We start from the raw sequence: 14468 nt of genomic DNA on the forward strand, positions 1-14468 counted from the left end.
AGCGGTTTCCCGTGTGGGCACGGGCATCGTCCCACCCGATCGGGCTCCTGCTCAGGACAGCTGCGTCGGCGTCTCCATGGCGATCTGCTCGAAGATCTTGTGGTCCGCCGCGAAATTCGAGTCCGGGACGGGCCAGTGGAGCACGATCTCGGTGAATCCCAGCTCCGTGTGGCGGCCCGCGAAGTCGACGAACGCGTCCAGGGACTCCAGCGGACGGCTCCGCTCCGGGGTGAATCCCGTGAGCAGGATCTTGTCCAGTTCGGTCACGTCCCGCCCGTGCTCGGCGCAGGCGTCGGCCAGCTTCTCCACCTGACCGCGCATGGCGTGAACCGACTGTTCGGGCGTGCCGTTCTCGTACAGTTTCGGGTCACCCGTGGTCACCCACGCCTGCCCGTGCCGTGCGGCGAGCCGCAGCCCGCGCGGTCCGGTGGCGGCCACGGCGAACGGCAACCGGGGCCGCTGCACACAACCCGGGATGTCGCGGGCCTCGTGCGCCGCGTAGAAGTAACCCTCGTACGACACCGAGTCCTCGGTGAGCAGCCGGTCGAGCAGTGGAACGAACTCCGCGAAGCGGTCGGCCCGCTCACGCGGTGTCCACGGCTCCTGGCCGAGCGCGGTGGCGTCGAAACCGGTTCCGCCCGCGCCGATACCGAGGGTGACGCGCCCGCCGGAGATGTCGTCGAGGGAGATCAGCTCCTTGGCGAGGGTCACCGGGTGCCGGAAGTTCGGCGAGGTGACGAGCGTGCCGAGCCGGAGCCGTTCGGTGGCCGCCGCGGCGGCGGTGAGCGTGGGTACCGCGCCGAACCAGGGGCCGTCCCGGAAGGTCCGCCAGGACAGGTGGTCGTAGGTGTAGGCGGCGTGGAAGCCGAGCTCTTCGGCGCGTCGCCACTTGTCGCGGCCCCCCTCGCGCCAGCGGTCGATCGGCAGAATCACAGTGCTCAGTCGCATGGGGACGACCCTACGAGAGACCGAGCAGGTGTTGCATCGACTGCGCGGCGCGGACGGCGGCGTCACCGCAGCAGTTGTTGAACAGGACGTGGACCTCCCGCGCCTGCTCGGCCATCTCGCGGACGCGCGGTGTCCACTCGGAGAGTTCTTCGGGCGTGTACGAGTGGCGGAACCTCTCTTCCTTGGTGCCGGTCCCCCACGCGCTGTTGCGACCGTGGAAGCGCACCAGGGCGAGTTCCGGGGTGGTGACCCGTACGACCGGTGGTACGGAAGCGGGAAGCGTCTGCACCATGTCCACGGCCACGGCGGCCGTGTCCAGCTCCGTCAGCAGGGCGGTCGTCGCATCGACGTGCTCCTCGCGCCACCAGCCGGGGTGTCGGAACTCCACGGCCATCGGCCATCCCGCGGCACGCTCACGGCACCGGCGCAGGAACTCCACCGCCGGCCTCCCCGGTACGAGCCGGTGCGGGAACTGGAAAACCAGCGTCCCCAGACGGCCGGATGCGCGCAGTGGTTCGAGGGCCGCGCTGTACCGATCCCACACATCGTCGAGCAGTCCGGGATCGATGCCTGCCCGCCCCCGCTGCCGTGCGAGGGCCGGGCGCAGTTCGGCGGGCAGCGCTTCCGGCCGTGTCGGATGCCCGGTGAGCAGGGAGAACGCCTTCACGTCGAACCGGAAGCCCCCAGGGGTGCGGTCGGTCCACAGAAGGCTGTTACGGGTGCTGGGCAGCCCGTAATAGGTGGAGTCCACCTCTGCCACGGGGAACTGTGTGGCGTAGTGCCGCAGCCTGCCCTCCGCGTCGCGGTGGCCTGTCGGGTACCAGCCGCTGGACACCAGCGCCTTGTCCGTCCACGAGCAGGTTCCGACCCGGATCTCTCCCATCCCGCCAGTCTTCCCCGGACGCGGTGACGGATTCGTCCGGCACGTGAGGCCATCCGCCCGGCGGTCCGCAACGGGCCCCGGTGGCTTCGCCGGTGCCGCCGGTCGGCGGACCTTGCCGTCCCTCCAGGGCCTGAACGAGGCGCCGGGCACGAGTTCTGGTACGTCTCGTCACCGGGAAGCGGGACGACCGGCCACCAGCCGGGCGGGAAGAACCGTCCCTTCACACGGGTGAGCCCGTCGGCGCCGACGCTCGGTACGACACCCGACCTCGTCCCGCGCCGTGACCGCTGATCATGCGGCGGCGTCGGCCGTGGGGAAAGCACGGCAGCGGTGGCAGTGAGGAACTCGCGAGGGCGATGACCGGGGGGAACCGCTGTGTCAGTGGCTCTCGGAGAACCGCAGATACCGAGCGGGTACGGCGTGGGTCAGCCATACGCCGTTCGCGCTCACCCGGAAGACATGGCCGCCGCGGAGCATGGCTGCCGTGTCCACGGAGAGCACCACCGGGTGGCCCCTGCGGGCACCGACGCGGGTCGCCGTCCCGCGGTCGGCGGAGAGGTGCACGTCGTGCCGGTCCATGGGCAGAAGCCCTTCGGCGCGGATGGCGGCCAAGTGGCGGCCGACGGTGCCGTGAAAGAGATACGGCGGTGGGGTGGCCGACGGCAGTCCCAGGTCGACCTCGACGCTGTGTCCCTGGCTGGCACGAATCCGGGTGCCCTCGATCGCGAAGCGCTGTTTGTCGTTGGCGGCGACGACGTGGTTCAGTTCCGCCCGGGTGAACCGGAAACCGTGTGCGGTCGCCGCGGCGATCAGCGTGTCGATCTCGACCCAGCCGGCCTCGTCGAGGGCCAGCCCGATCTCCTCGGGCGTATGGCGCAGATGCCTGGCGAGGTACTTCGACACCTTCACGGTGCGTCTTTCGTCCATCTGCTCAGCCTGCCGGGAGAGACGTACATCACGCGATCGGTTTTACCCAGGATGTTTGATCCACAATCAAGTGCGGTTATCCACAGTGGAATGGGGTGCACCTGTGGACAACGGCCTTGGAGCTGCACCAGTCGCCTCAGAGGAGCGGCTCCACCCGGGCGATCCGGCGCACCGCCCCCGGCCGCCACCGCGACAGCGGGTACGCCCCGCATGCCTCCGGTGTCACCGGCACCACCGCCTCGTCCCGCCCCACTGCCCGCAGGATCGCCGCGGTGACCTTCTCCGGGGACAGCCGCGAGCCCGTACAGGCGGGCGGCCCGCGGCTGAAGGCGCCGCCCCTCCTCGGCGTCCGCCCCCGAAACGCGCGGTGAAGGTGAGGCCGGTATTCACAGAACCGGGTGCCCCGCGTCGTCCCCCGACGGCGGACGCCGTACCGCGGCTGCGCCACATGGACGTAGCGTGACCCGGCGAATCCGGCAGCCCGGCGGAGGGCCCCCTACGGGCCTGTACGACTCCAGGGGGACCCCAAGACGGCTCTCCGGTCTGACGACTCGCATGGCGCGGGCCACTAACGTCGGGGATGTGACTGTGATCGCGACCGAAAGCCTGAGCAAGCGGTACCCCAGGGTGACCGCGCTTGACCGGCTCTCCATGGATGTCGAGCCCGGTGTGACCGGACTCGTCGGAGCCAACGGAGCCGGCAAGTCCACACTGATCAAGATCCTTCTGGGTCTGTCCCCCGCCACGGAGGGCCGCGCCGAAGTCCTCGGCCTCGACGTCGCGACCAAGGGCGCCGCCATCCGCGAGCGGGTGGGCTACATGCCGGAGCATGACTGCCTGCCACCGGACGTCTCGGCCACCGAGTTCGTCGTCCACATGGCCCGCATGTCCGGCCTGCCGCCCACCGCCGCGCGGGAGCGCACCGCGGACACCCTGCGCCACGTCGGCCTGTACGAGGAGCGTTACCGCCCCATGGGCGGCTACTCCACCGGCATGAAGCAGCGGGTGAAGCTCGCGCAAGCCCTGGTGCACGACCCGGAACTGGTCTTCCTGGACGAACCGACCAACGGTCTCGACCCCGTCGGCCGCGACGAGATGCTCGGCCTGATCCGCCGGATCCACACCGACTTCGGCATTTCGGTCCTGGTCACCTCCCACCTGCTGGGCGAACTCGAGCGCACCTGCGACCACGTGGTCGTCGTCGACGGCGGCAAGCTGCTGCGCTCCAGCTCCACCACTGACTTCACCCAGATCACGACGACCCTCGCGATCGAGGTCACCGACACCGAAGAGCACCCGGACGGCACCCGCGCGGTGCGTGACGCGCTCCACGCGCGCGGGGTGACCGTCCAGGACGGCAGCGGACTGCCGGGCGCCGGCCACGTCCTCCTGCTCACGGCTCAGGGCGAGGAGACCTACGACCTGGTGCGGGACGTGATCGCCGACCTCGGGCTCGGCCTGGTGCGCATGGAACAGCGCCGCCACCACATTTCCGAGGTCTTCAAGAACGACACCGACATCGTGACCGGCTCCGACACCGGCAACGGCGAGCAGCGGAAGGAGGCGGTCGGCCATGGCGGTTGAGCAGCCCCGGCGGACACCCGCACCGACGTCGGGTGACCAGACCCGTATCCACAACATCGGTTACCGCTCCTACGACGGCCCCCGCCTCGGCCGCTCCTACGCCAGGCTCTCGCTGTTCTCGCAGTCCCTGCGCGGCTCCTACGGCCTCGGCCGCTCGGCGAAGTCCAAGGTGCTGCCGATGCTGCTGTTCGTGGTGATGTGCGTGCCGGCCGCCATCATGGTCGCCGTCGCGGTCGCCACCAAGGCGAACGAACTGCCCGTCGACTACACGCGCTACGCGATCATCATGCAGGCCGTCATCAGCCTGTACGTCGCCTCGCAGGCACCCCAGTCCGTCTCGCGCGACCTGCGCTTCAAGACCGTGCCGCTGTACTTCTCGCGGCCCATCGAGACCGCCGACTACGTGCGCGCCAAGTTCGCGGCGCTGTCCTCCGCCCTGTTCATCCTCACCGCCGCTCCCCTGCTGGTGCTCTATGCGGGCGCGCTGCTGGCCAAACTCGACTTCGCCGACCAGACCAAGGGGTTCGCACAGGGACTCGTCTCCGTGGCACTGCTCTCACTGCTCTTCGCCGGTATCGGCCTGGTCATCGCCGCGGTCACTCCGCGCCGCGGCTTCGGCATCGCCGCCGTGATCGCCGTCCTGACCATCTCCTACGGAGCGGTCTCCACCCTCCAGGCGATCGCTGAGTTCCAGGGCAGCTCCGGGACGATCGCCTGGATCGGTCTGTTCTCCCCGGTCACCCTCATCGACGGTGTGCAGTCCGCCTTCCTCGGCGCGAGCTCCACCTTCCCGGGCGGAGTGGGCCCGACGAACGGCGAGGGCGTGGTGTACGTCCTCTTCACCCTCGGCCTGATCGCGACCTGCTACGGCCTCCTGACGCGCCGCTACCGGAAGGTGGGCATGTGACCACGCTCTCCATCGACCATGTCTCCCGCTGGTTCGGCAACGTGGTCGCCGTCAACGACATCACCATGACCGTCGGCCCCGGCGTCACCGGCCTGCTCGGCCCCAACGGCGCCGGAAAGTCCACCCTCATCAACATGATGGCCGGCTTCCTCGCCCCCTCCACCGGCACCGTCACCCTCGACGGACAGGCGGTGTGGCGCAACGAGAAGATCTACCGGCACATCGGCATCGTCCCCGAGCGCGAGGCGATGTACGACTTCCTCACCGGCCGTGAGTTCGTCCTCGCCAACGCCGAACTGCACGGACTGGGCGCCGACGCGGCCCAGCGGGCACTGGCGACGGTCGAGATGGAGTACGCGCAGGACCGCAAGATCGCCACGTACTCCAAGGGCATGCGCCAGCGCGTGAAGATGGCCTCCGCGCTGGTCCACGAGCCGTCCCTGCTCCTGCTGGACGAGCCGTTCAACGGAATGGACCCGCGCCAGCGCATGCAGCTGATGGACCTGCTGCGGCGCATGGGCGACGAGGGCCGCACCGTGCTGTTCTCGTCCCACATCCTCGAGGAGGTCGAGCAGCTCGCCTGGCACATCGAGGTCGTCGTCGCCGGCCGGCACGCGGCCAGCGGTGACTTCCGCAAGATCCGCCGACTGATGACGGACCGCCCGCACCGCTACCTGGTGCGCTCCAGTGACGACCGCGCCCTCGCGGCCGCGCTGATCGCGGACCCGTCCACGTCCGGCATCGAGGTCGACCACAGCGAGGGCGTGCTGCGGATCCAGACCGTCGACTTCGGTCGCTTCACGTCCCTGCTGCCCAGGGTCGCGAAGGAACACGGCATCCGCCTGCTCACGGTCTCGCCGTCCGACGAGTCCCTCGAGTCCGTCTTCTCGTATCTCGTCGCGGCGTAGGAGGCCGAACAACATGTACGACCCCACAGTCGCCCGACTCACCTACCGGGCCCTGCTCGGCCGTCGCCGGGCGCTCATCCTGGGCGCCCTGCCGCTGCTGCTGATCGCGATCTCCCTGGCGGTGCGCGCCCTCGCCGGTGCCGACGACCAGACCGCGGCCGACGTGCTCGGCGGGCTGGCGCTCGCCACCATGGTGCCGATCATCGGTGTCATCGCGGGTACCGGCGCGATCGGTCCCGAGATCGACGACGGCTCGGTGGTGTACCTGCTGTCCAAGCCGATCAAGCGGTCCACGATCATCTACACCAAGCTGATCGTGGCGATCGCCGTGACGATGGTCTTCTCGGCGGTGCCCACCCTGGTCGCGGGCTTCATCCTGAACGGCAACGGCCAGCAGATCGCCGTCGCCTACACGGTGGCCGCGCTGGTCGCCTCCATCGCGTACGCGGCGCTCTTCCTGCTGCTCGGCACGGTCTCCCGGCACGCGGTGGTGTTCGGTCTGGTCTACGCGCTGGTCTGGGAGGCGCTGTTCGGCTCCCTGGTGCCCGGCGCGCGCACGCTGAGCGTCCAGCAGTGGTCACTGGCGGTGGCCCAGAAGGTCGCCGGCGGTGACCTGGTCACCTCGGACGTCGGCCTGACGACCGCGACGGTCCTGCTGCTCGTCGTCACCGTGCTGGCCACCTGGTACGCCGGTCAGAAGCTGCGCACGCTCACGCTCGCCGGCGAGGAGTGACAGCACCCTGCTCCGAGGCCACCGGGCAGGGCACGGCAGCGGTCGGCTTGGTGCCGAACCAGATACCCCTTGGGGCCTGTCCGGCGGACAGGCCCTAATTGGGTGGCGCCCCCTTCGCCAGGAGGGCAGAGTGGTGGTGTCCGCATCGCCGGGAAGGTCCGGTGTCGTGAACCGGGAGAGGAGCGGGGCGATGTCCATGCACGGCAGTACGTCCAGCTCCTGCCAGGGCAGTCGGCGGCGGACTCCGGAGTAGTTCCTGCTCCGTTGCCGAGTCCGCTCCACGGGGAGCTGCCCGGGGCGGCCGCTTCGAGCGCGCGCATCAGACGCGTGGGCCGCCCACCCGGAGGATTGGCCGAGGGGTAAGGCACCGGCTTGCTGAGCCGCGGTCGGGTGGAAGCCCGCGCACGTTCGATTCGTGCATCCTCCGCACACGTTGAACCCGGCTTCCCGAGTCCCGCGGCCACCCCGAGTCCCGCCGTCCCCGAGCCGTCCTGAGCGGCTCAGGGGGCGTCCTCAGCCCAGCAACCGCTCCACCACCACCGCGATCCCGTCCTCCTCGTTGGAGGACGTCACCTCGTCGGCCACCCCCCGCAGGTCCTGGTGGGCATTGGCCATGGCGACGCCGCGCGTGGCCCAGGCGAACATCGGGATGTCATTCGGCATGTCGCCGAACGCGATCGTCCCGGTGGCCTTCGCCCCCAGCCGACGAGCGGCCAGGGACAGCCCGGTGGCCTTGGACAGACCGAGGGGGAGCAGTTCGACGATGCCCTCGCCCGCCAGGGTGACGGTGACGAAGCCGCCCGCGGTGCGTGTGGCCGCCTCGGCGAGTTCGTCGTCGGTGAGGGTCGGGTGTTGGATGTACACCTTGTTCAGCGGCGCCGCCCACAGGTCCGAGGCGTCCGTGAACGGCGTCGCGGGCAGCGGGCCCTGCACTTCGTAGCCGGGGCCCACCAGCACCTCGCCGTCCAGGCCGGCACGACTCCCGGCCAGGTGCAGCGGGCCGGTCTCCGCCTCGATCTTGGCCAGCGCCACCGCGGCCAACTGCCGGTCCAGCGTCACCGAGGTGAGCAGCCGGTGCGCTCCCGCGTCGTACACCTGGCCACCCTGGCCGCAGACGGCGAGCCCCTGGTAACCGAGGTCGTCGAGGATGGGCCGGGTCCAGGGGACCGCGCGCCCGGTGACGACGATGTGGGCGGCGCCCGCCGCGGTGGCCGCGGCGAGCGCGTCACGGGTGCGGCGGGAGACCGAGTGGTCGTCACGCAGCAGCGTGCCGTCGAGGTCGGTGGCGATGAGCTGGTAGGGGAACGGGGTGCTCACTTGGCGACCGGCTCCAGGAGTTCCCGGCCACCCAGGTACGGGCGCAGCACCTCGGGCACCCGCACCGAGCCGTCTGCCTGCTGGTGGTTCTCCAGGATCGCCACGATGGTGCGCGGCACGGCGCACAGGGTGCCGTTCAGCGTGGCCAGCGGACGCACCGCCTTGCCGTCACGCACCCGGATCTGGAGCCGACGGGACTGGTACTCGGTGCAGTCCGAGGTCGAGGTCAGCTCGCGGTACTTGCCCTGGGTCGGGATCCACGCCTCGCAGTCGTACTTCCGCGAGGCCGAGGAGCCCAGGTCGCCCGAGGCGACGTCGATCACACGGAACGGCAGCTCCAGCGACGTCAGCCACTGCTTCTCCCACTCCAGCAGCCGCTGGTGCTCCTCCTGCGACTCCTCGGGAGTGACGTAGGAGAACATCTCGACCTTGTCGAACTGGTGCACGCGGAAGATGCCGCGGGTGTCCTTGCCGTGCGAGCCGGCCTCGCGGCGGAAGCAGGGGGAGAAGCCCGCGTAGCGCAGCGGCAGCCGATCGGCGTCGATGATCTCGTCCATGTGGTACGCGGCGAGCGGTACCTCGGACGTGCCGACCAGGTAGAGGTCGTCCTTCTCGAGGTGGTAGACGTCCTGGGCCGCCTGGCCGAGGAAGCCGGTGCCCGCCATGGACTGGGGACGGACCAGGGCCGGGGTCAGCATCGGGGTGAAGCCTGCCGCGGTGGCCTGGGCGATCGCGGCGTTCACCAGCGCCAGCTCGAGCAGGGCGCCGACGCCGGTCAGGAAGTAGAAGCGCGAGCCGGAGACCTTGGCGCCGCGCTCGACGTCGATGGCGCCGAGGATCTGGCCGAGCTCCAGGTGGTCCTTGGGCTCGAAGCCCTCGGCGCCGAAGTCGCGGGCGGTGCCGTGCGTCTCCAGCGTGACGAAGTCCTCCTCACCGCCGACGGGGACGTCGGGGTGGACGAGATTGCTCAGCCTGCCCAGGAGCTCCTGGGTCTCGGCCGCTGCCGCGTCCCGCTCGGCGTCGGCCGCCTTGACGTCGGCGGCGAGTGTGCCGGCCTTCTTCAGCAGCTCAGCCTTCTCGTCGCCGGTCGCCTTGGGGATGAGCTTGCCGAGCGCCTTCTGCTCGGCACGCAGCTCGTCGAAGCGGACGCCGGACGACCTCCGCCGTTCGTCGGCGGACAGGAGGGAGTCGACGAGCGCGACGTCCTCTCCACGGGCACGCTGCGAAGCGCGCACACGGTCGGGGTCCTCACGGAGCAGGCGAAGGTCAATCACGCGGTCAAGGCTACCGGTGCGCGGTGACACCCCACGACTCACTATTCCGAGGAGGCCGGTCACGCCCCGTTATGGGCGATGTGCGCAATGTGCCCCCGAAGTTGAGGGGTGGTCGACGGGTGATCACCGGAAGGCGTCCCGGATGGCCAATGCGAGTGGTCCACCCCCTGGAAGGAATCAGTGCGCAGGATGCCCGTTGACAGGAATTCCCTGCGGGAAACGGGATCTGAGGCCCGGTTGTCCACAGGCGTCCACAGTCTTCCGAAAGTTATCCACAGGCTGTGAAGAAAGCCTGTGGAATCCGGAATCGACCACTCCGAAACACGTGGCTGAAGGTGGGGGTTCCCGGCGCGAACTCCCCTTACCTTGACTTTCGAGGGGAAAGGGGTCGCTCCAAAGGGTTACCGAAAGGGAAAGAGTGGACGAAGGGCGATCCGCGGATGAGTGAATGCGATCAGGGGCACTGGGGAGATTTGTCGACCGAACGGGGCAATGCTGTCGACTTGTCCCCAGGTCGAGAAGCGGGCCTGTGGATAACTTCTGTGGATAACGAAAATCAGCAGGTAGGACCAGCCCCACCCCGGCTGGGGCCCTCAGAACCGGCCGTCCTGGCAGCGGGCCACCCAGTCCGCCGCGGACACGAACTCGTCGTCCGACGTCCCGGGAAGCGGATCCCTTACCTCCGTCGGCCGCACATCCGCACGCGGGTACGAGCCGAGGAAGCGCGCCTGAAGACAGATCCGCTTGAGCCCCGTCAACGTCTCGGCCACCCTGCGGTCCGAGATATGGCCCTCGGCGTCGATGCAGAAGCAGTAATTGCCGATGCCGGCACCGGTGGGCCGGGACTGGAGCAGCATCAGGTTGACGCCCCGCGTGGCGAACTCGTCCAGCAGATCGCGCAGGCCACCGGGGTGGTCGTCGCGCTGCCACAGCACGATGGAGGTCTTGTCCGCACCGGTGGGCGCGGCGGGCCGGGCCGGGCGTCCGACCAGCACGAAGCGGGTCTGGGCGTTCTCCGCGTCGTGGATTCCGGTCTCCAGGACCTCCAGCCCGTACCGGGCCGCCGCGAACTCGCCGGCGAAAGCCGCGTCGTACCGGCCCTCCTGCACCAGACGGGCCCCGTCCGCGTTGGAGGCGGCCGATTCCCAGGCGGTGTCCGGGAGGTGCTGCTTCAGCCAATTGCGCACCTGCGGCTGGGCGGCAGGGTGGGCGGTGACCGTCTTGATGTCCGACAGCTTGGTGCCGGGACGGACGAGCAATGCGAAGGTGATCGACAGCAGTACCTCGCGGTAGATCATCAGCGGGGTGCCCGCGACCAGTTCGTCGAGGGTGGTGGTGATGCCGCCCTCGACGGAGTTCTCGATGGGAACGAACGCGGCCTCGGCCTCACCGGCGCGTACCGCGTCGAGCGCGGACTGCACGGACACATACGGGACCAGCTCCCGGGTGGCCGCCTCCGGAAGGGTACGCAGGGCCACCTCGGTGAAGGTGCCCTCGGGGCCGAGATACGCATAGCTCGCTGGCATGACCTCACCCTAATGGGCTCACGCCGACCGCACCTTCGTCTGTGCTCCCAGGAGTGGCGCGAGGCGATTTTCACCCCTCCAGCAACCGCTGTCCCACATACTCACCCTCTGCCGCGCCGCCCGGCACCGCGAACAGCCCGCTCGCCTCGTGCCGGAGGTACGGCGTCAGCGCGTCACCCCGGTCCAGCTTGCGCTGTACCGGTACGAAGCCTCGCAGCGGGTCGGCCTGCCAGCAGATGAACAGCAGACCCGCGTCGGGCACGCCGTCCGCGTCCATGCCGTCGTGGTACGAGAGCGGGCGCCGGAGCATCGCCGCACCGCCGTTCTGGTCGGGGCGGGTGATCCGGGCGTGGGCGTTGAGGGGGACCACCAGATTGCCCCTGGAATCCGTCTTCTCCAGGTCCATCTCGGACGTCTCGGTGCCTCCGGACAACGGCGCCCCGTCGGACTTGCGGCGCCCGATGACGGCCTCCTGCTCCTTGACCGCGAGTTTCTCCCAGTCGTCGAGAAGCATGCGGATGCGCCGTACGACGGCGTAGGAGCCGTTCGCCATCCACGGGGGCTCACCGTTCTCCGGTACGAAGATCCGCTGGTCGAAGTCCGGGTCGGACGACTTCGGATTGCGGGTGCCGTCGACCTGGCCCATCAGGTTGCGGGCGGTCATGGGACGGGCGGTGACGCCCGGTGTCCGGTTGAAGCCGTTCATCTGCCAGCGCACCCGGGCTGCCGAGCCGGCGTCCTTCTGCACGGCGCGCAGTGCGTGGAAGGCGACGAGGGCGTCGTGGGCGCCGATCTGCACCCACAGGTCGCCGTTGCTGCGTGCCTTGTCGAGGTGGTCGGAGGAGAAGTCGGGCAGCGGGTCCAGGGCCATCGGACGCTGCTTCTCCATACCGGTGCGTGCGAAGAAGCTGTGGCCGAAGCCGAAGGTGACGGTCAGCGAGGAGGGGCCGGCGTCGCGGGCCACATCGGTGTCGCCGTCGGCGCTCGGCTCGCCCGCCATCAGCCGTCGGGCCGTCTCCGACCAGCGGCGCAGCAGGGCAGCGGCCTCCTTGCGACCGGCGCCCGGCGCCAGGTCGAAGGCGACGAGATGGCCGCGGGCCGGGAGCCCCTGGGTGATGCCGGACTGATGTTTCCCGTGAAACATCGCCTTGCCCTCGCCCACCGAGGCCAGCGGAGTCGCCCCGGAGGGCGCGGCGGCGTAGCCCACGGCACTGCCCGCCGCGCCGAGCACGAGCCCGGTGGCCCCGGCGGTGCCGAGCAGACGGCGGCGGGAGATGCCCTTCCGGTCGGCCGGTACGGCGGCTCCTTCCCGGGGTCCCGGCGCCGCGGGGGTGCGAGCCTCCTGAGTGGACTGGTCAGTCATGGTGGTTCAGCCGATCTGCGCGTTCTTGGAGACGGTCACCTGGTCGATGTCAGAGGTCCGCACGGTCACCTCGATCGTCCAGTCACCCGCCATGGGGATCTGCACACCGCTCGCCGACCAGTGCCCGGGGGCGATGCGGTCGGGTACGACGGGCAGCGGCCCGATGTCCTTCGCGGAGAGGGTGAGGGCGACCTTCAGTTCGGGTACGTCGAGGGTCTCGCCGTCGGTCCGCTCCACAGAGAGGTGCATGTCGTTGCCGCCCACGCGCGCGGGGTTCAGGTCGATCGTGACGACGCCCTTGTCCTCCTTGCTGCCGGTGTCGAACGGCATGTTCAGGGTCACCGCACCGGTTCCCTGGGCGGACGAGGACGAGGGTGACGACGGGGCGGAGGACGAGGAGGCGGCCTTGGCCTCCTGCTCCGTACGCCCCGGCTCGGTCTGCGTCAGCCCGGTGGTGATCGCGAGCAGGACGACGGCGACACCGGCCTCGGCGAGCACTGAGTGACGCAGTCCGAAGCGGTTCGGGTCGGCGTCCCGCAGCCGCTTCTGCCGGGCGGTCTCCACGGCGGCCCGCTGCCGGGCGAGCTGAGCGGCCCGCGCGGAGCCTCCACCGGTCTTCGCCCCGGTGCCGGACGCTTCCGCCGTCCGGGCCTCAGCCTGCCCCGTGCCGGCCGCGGCCGTCGCCCGTTGCGTGTCGGTGTCGGTGTCGGTGTCGGTGTCGGTGTCGGCCGTGGCTTCGGGGCGGGCCGCCTCCGTACCGGCCTCGGCCTTCCGGGCACCGGCCGTCTCCGTACCGGCCTCCCCGGAGTCGCTCTTCGCAGCGGACACGGTCGCCGCGGGTTCCGTCTCCGTCGTCTCCCGGCGGGCCGCCGGCCCGCCCGCCGTGGCGAGTCGTGCCGTCCACCGCCGTGAGAAGTACGCCATCCCGACCATGACCACCACGAGCCCGATCTTGACGAACAGCAACTGCCCGTACCGGGTGTCGGTGAACGCCGACCAGGAACCGAGCTGCCGCCAGCTCTGGTAGGTCCCGGTGACGACCAGGGCGACCACGCTGCCGAACGCGAGCCGCGAGAACCGCTGGACGGCGGCCGCGTCGACAGAGGTCTCGGCGGGCGCCCGGTAGAGCGCGACGAGCAGGGCGGCGAGCCCGCCGAGCCAGGCGGCGACGGCCAGCAGATGGACGATGTCGACCGGCATCGCGATGCCGGGCTGGAGCCCCTGGGAGGCATGCTCGGACATGGCCCAGCTCGCGGCGAGCCCGGCCGCCACGACCGTCCCCCGATCGCGAGCCCGGAGTTCAGGTACCGCTTCTCCGTGTCGTCCCGCTGGTCCTGTGCGGCCCCGAAGAGCACTGCGATGAACAGCGCCGCCGCGGCGAGCAGCAGCAACCGCGACACCAGTGCCGCGCCGGTCTTGGTCTGCAGCACCTCCCCGAGCAGCGACATGTCGAAGATGTCGCCGATCTTGCCGGAGCGCGTGTAGGAGCCGCGCAGGAGCAGCAGCGCGAGGGTGGCCGCGGTGAGTGTGAGCCACCCGGAGACGACCAGCCGCTGCACCGCCCGTACGCCGGAGCCGGGCCGCCAGCAGGCCAGCACGAACGCGGCCCCGCCGGCCATGACCACGAACCCGGCGTACGACAAGTACCGCCCGAAGCCGTACAGCCAGCCGACCAGCCCGTCGTCGGACGCCTGGGTGGAGGCCTGGACGGAGGTCTCGGAGGGAGCACCGATGGAGAAGGTGAAGGCGCCGGCGACGGGATGGCTGTCCGCGGACACCACCTGGTAGGTGACGGTGTAGGTGCCGTCGGGCAGTCCGCTGAGCAGTCGCACGGTGTACGTCGTGCCGCTCGGGTTGGCCGGGTCGCCCTTGTCGGCCCGCTTGCCCTTGGGGTTGAGGACGCGCAGGGCGTCGTCGCTCACCGCGATCTGTTCGGAGAAGGTGAGCGAGACCTGGGCGGGGGCCTTGTCGACCACCGTCCCCTGCCGGGGGTCGCTGCCGGTCAGCGCGGCGTGCGCGGACGCGGGAGCGGCCCCGGCGAGGAGCGCGCCGATGACGGCCAGCAACAGCAGCAGCATCCGGACGCGGGGGGCGATGG

General features: G+C 70.2%; 14 protein-coding genes, 1 tRNA gene and 1 pseudogene. 7 read left to right on the plus strand and 9 right to left on the minus strand.

The window, feature by feature from the left end:
- Nucleotides 1-51 precede the first annotated feature (51 nt).
- The 3 genes from WJ438_RS20765 to WJ438_RS20775 form a co-directional block, all read right to left on the minus strand.
- Nucleotides 52-948, minus strand: coding sequence for an LLM class flavin-dependent oxidoreductase (locus WJ438_RS20765; RefSeq protein WP_406726588.1), 897 nt, complete (start codon nt 946-948; stop codon nt 52-54).
- Between the two features lie 10 nt (nt 949-958).
- Complete coding sequence (locus WJ438_RS20770) at nt 959-1831, minus strand: DUF72 domain-containing protein (RefSeq protein ID WP_406729754.1); 873 nt, start codon at nt 1829-1831, stop codon at nt 959-961.
- 378 nt (nt 1832-2209) lie between these two features.
- Nucleotides 2210-2758: an RNA 2'-phosphotransferase gene (locus WJ438_RS20775; protein WP_406726589.1), complete on the minus strand. Its 549-nt coding sequence runs from the start codon at nt 2756-2758 to the stop codon at nt 2210-2212.
- A gap of 95 nt (nt 2759-2853) precedes the next feature.
- On the opposite strand from WJ438_RS20775, the gene WJ438_RS20780 reads away from it, so the two are divergent.
- The 6 genes from WJ438_RS20780 to WJ438_RS20805 all read left to right on the plus strand — a co-directional run bounded on the left by WJ438_RS20780 (nt 2854) and on the right by WJ438_RS20805 (nt 7317).
- Complete coding sequence (locus WJ438_RS20780; RefSeq protein WP_406726590.1) at nt 2854-3129, plus strand: hypothetical protein; 276 nt, start codon at nt 2854-2856, stop codon at nt 3127-3129.
- A gap of 184 nt (nt 3130-3313) precedes the next feature.
- Nucleotides 3314-4342, plus strand: a complete 1029-nt coding sequence (locus WJ438_RS20785) for an ABC transporter ATP-binding protein (protein WP_406726591.1) — start codon at nt 3314-3316, stop codon at nt 4340-4342.
- Complete coding sequence (locus tag WJ438_RS20790; protein ID WP_406726592.1) at nt 4332-5249, plus strand: ABC transporter permease; 918 nt, start codon at nt 4332-4334, stop codon at nt 5247-5249. Before WJ438_RS20785 ends, WJ438_RS20790 begins: the two co-directional genes overlap by 11 nt.
- Entirely contained in the window at nt 5246-6157 is a 912-nt protein-coding gene (locus tag WJ438_RS20795; RefSeq protein WP_406726593.1) for an ABC transporter ATP-binding protein, read from the plus strand. The genes WJ438_RS20790 and WJ438_RS20795 overlap by 4 nt, the downstream gene beginning before the upstream one ends.
- A 13-nt stretch (nt 6158-6170) precedes the next feature.
- Nucleotides 6171-6890, plus strand: coding sequence for an ABC transporter permease subunit (locus WJ438_RS20800; protein ID WP_406726594.1), 720 nt, complete (start codon nt 6171-6173; stop codon nt 6888-6890).
- A 342-nt stretch (nt 6891-7232) separates the two neighbouring features.
- Nucleotides 7233-7317, plus strand: a tRNA-Ser gene (locus tag WJ438_RS20805).
- Nucleotides 7318-7403: 86 nt separating this feature from the next.
- Here WJ438_RS20805 and WJ438_RS20810 read toward each other — a convergent pair.
- The 5 genes from WJ438_RS20810 to WJ438_RS20830 all read right to left on the minus strand — a co-directional run bounded on the left by WJ438_RS20810 (nt 7404) and on the right by WJ438_RS20830 (nt 13612).
- Nucleotides 7404-8207 (minus strand): HAD family hydrolase, encoded by an 804-nt coding sequence (locus tag WJ438_RS20810; protein WP_406726595.1) that lies wholly within the window; start codon nt 8205-8207, stop codon nt 7404-7406.
- Nucleotides 8204-9481, minus strand: a complete 1278-nt coding sequence (gene serS / locus WJ438_RS20815; RefSeq protein WP_406726596.1) for a serine--tRNA ligase — start codon at nt 9479-9481, stop codon at nt 8204-8206. The genes WJ438_RS20810 and serS overlap by 4 nt, the downstream gene beginning before the upstream one ends.
- A gap of 593 nt (nt 9482-10074) precedes the next feature.
- Nucleotides 10075-11007: a prephenate dehydratase gene (gene pheA, locus WJ438_RS20820; protein WP_406726597.1), complete on the minus strand. Its 933-nt coding sequence runs from the start codon at nt 11005-11007 to the stop codon at nt 10075-10077.
- A 70-nt stretch (nt 11008-11077) separates the two neighbouring features.
- Nucleotides 11078-12370 (minus strand): iron uptake transporter deferrochelatase/peroxidase subunit, encoded by a 1293-nt coding sequence (gene efeB / locus WJ438_RS20825; RefSeq protein ID WP_406726598.1) that lies wholly within the window; start codon nt 12368-12370, stop codon nt 11078-11080.
- Nucleotides 12371-12376: 6 nt separating this feature from the next.
- Nucleotides 12377-13612 (minus strand): copper resistance D family protein, encoded by a 1236-nt coding sequence (locus WJ438_RS20830; protein ID WP_406726599.1) that lies wholly within the window; start codon nt 13610-13612, stop codon nt 12377-12379.
- Nucleotides 13613-13891: 279 nt separating this feature from the next.
- On the opposite strand from WJ438_RS20830, the gene WJ438_RS20835 reads away from it, so the two are divergent.
- Nucleotides 13892-14158 carry a hypothetical protein gene (locus WJ438_RS20835; RefSeq protein ID WP_406726600.1) on the plus strand — a complete coding sequence of 89 codons (267 nt, stop codon included), beginning with the start codon at nt 13892-13894 and terminating at the stop codon, nt 14156-14158.
- Between the two features lie 2 nt (nt 14159-14160).
- Here the strand turns inward: WJ438_RS20835 and WJ438_RS20840 are convergent.
- Nucleotides 14161-14448, minus strand: a pseudogene (locus tag WJ438_RS20840) (copper resistance protein CopC); the annotation flags it as partial.
- Nucleotides 14449-14468: the final 20 nt, after the last annotated feature.

Origin of the sequence: Streptomyces sp. GD-15H (genome assembly GCF_045291515.1) — a bacterium.
GTDB lineage: Bacteria > Actinomycetota > Actinomycetes > Streptomycetales > Streptomycetaceae > Streptomyces.

Bases quoted from the DNA above. Each gene is read 5' to 3' on its own strand.
- efeB (WP_406726598.1), bottom strand. From the start codon at position 12,370: ATGACTGACCAGTCCACTCAGGAGGCTCGCACCCCCGCGGCGCCGGGA.
- WJ438_RS20790 (WP_406726592.1), top strand. From the start codon at position 4,332: ATGGCGGTTGAGCAGCCCCGGCGGACACCCGCACCGACGTCGGGTGAC.
- WJ438_RS20770 (WP_406729754.1), bottom strand. From the start codon at position 1,831: ATGGGAGAGATCCGGGTCGGAACCTGCTCGTGGACGGACAAGGCGCTG.
- WJ438_RS20785 (WP_406726591.1), top strand. From the start codon at position 3,314: ATGGCGCGGGCCACTAACGTCGGGGATGTGACTGTGATCGCGACCGAA.
- WJ438_RS20775 (WP_406726589.1), bottom strand. From the start codon at position 2,758: ATGGACGAAAGACGCACCGTGAAGGTGTCGAAGTACCTCGCCAGGCAT.
- WJ438_RS20765 (WP_406726588.1), bottom strand. From the start codon at position 948: ATGCGACTGAGCACTGTGATTCTGCCGATCGACCGCTGGCGCGAGGGG.
- pheA (WP_406726597.1), bottom strand. From the start codon at position 11,007: ATGCCAGCGAGCTATGCGTATCTCGGCCCCGAGGGCACCTTCACCGAG.
- WJ438_RS20800 (WP_406726594.1), top strand. From the start codon at position 6,171: ATGTACGACCCCACAGTCGCCCGACTCACCTACCGGGCCCTGCTCGGC.
- WJ438_RS20830 (WP_406726599.1), bottom strand. From the start codon at position 13,612: ATGTCCGAGCATGCCTCCCAGGGGCTCCAGCCCGGCATCGCGATGCCG.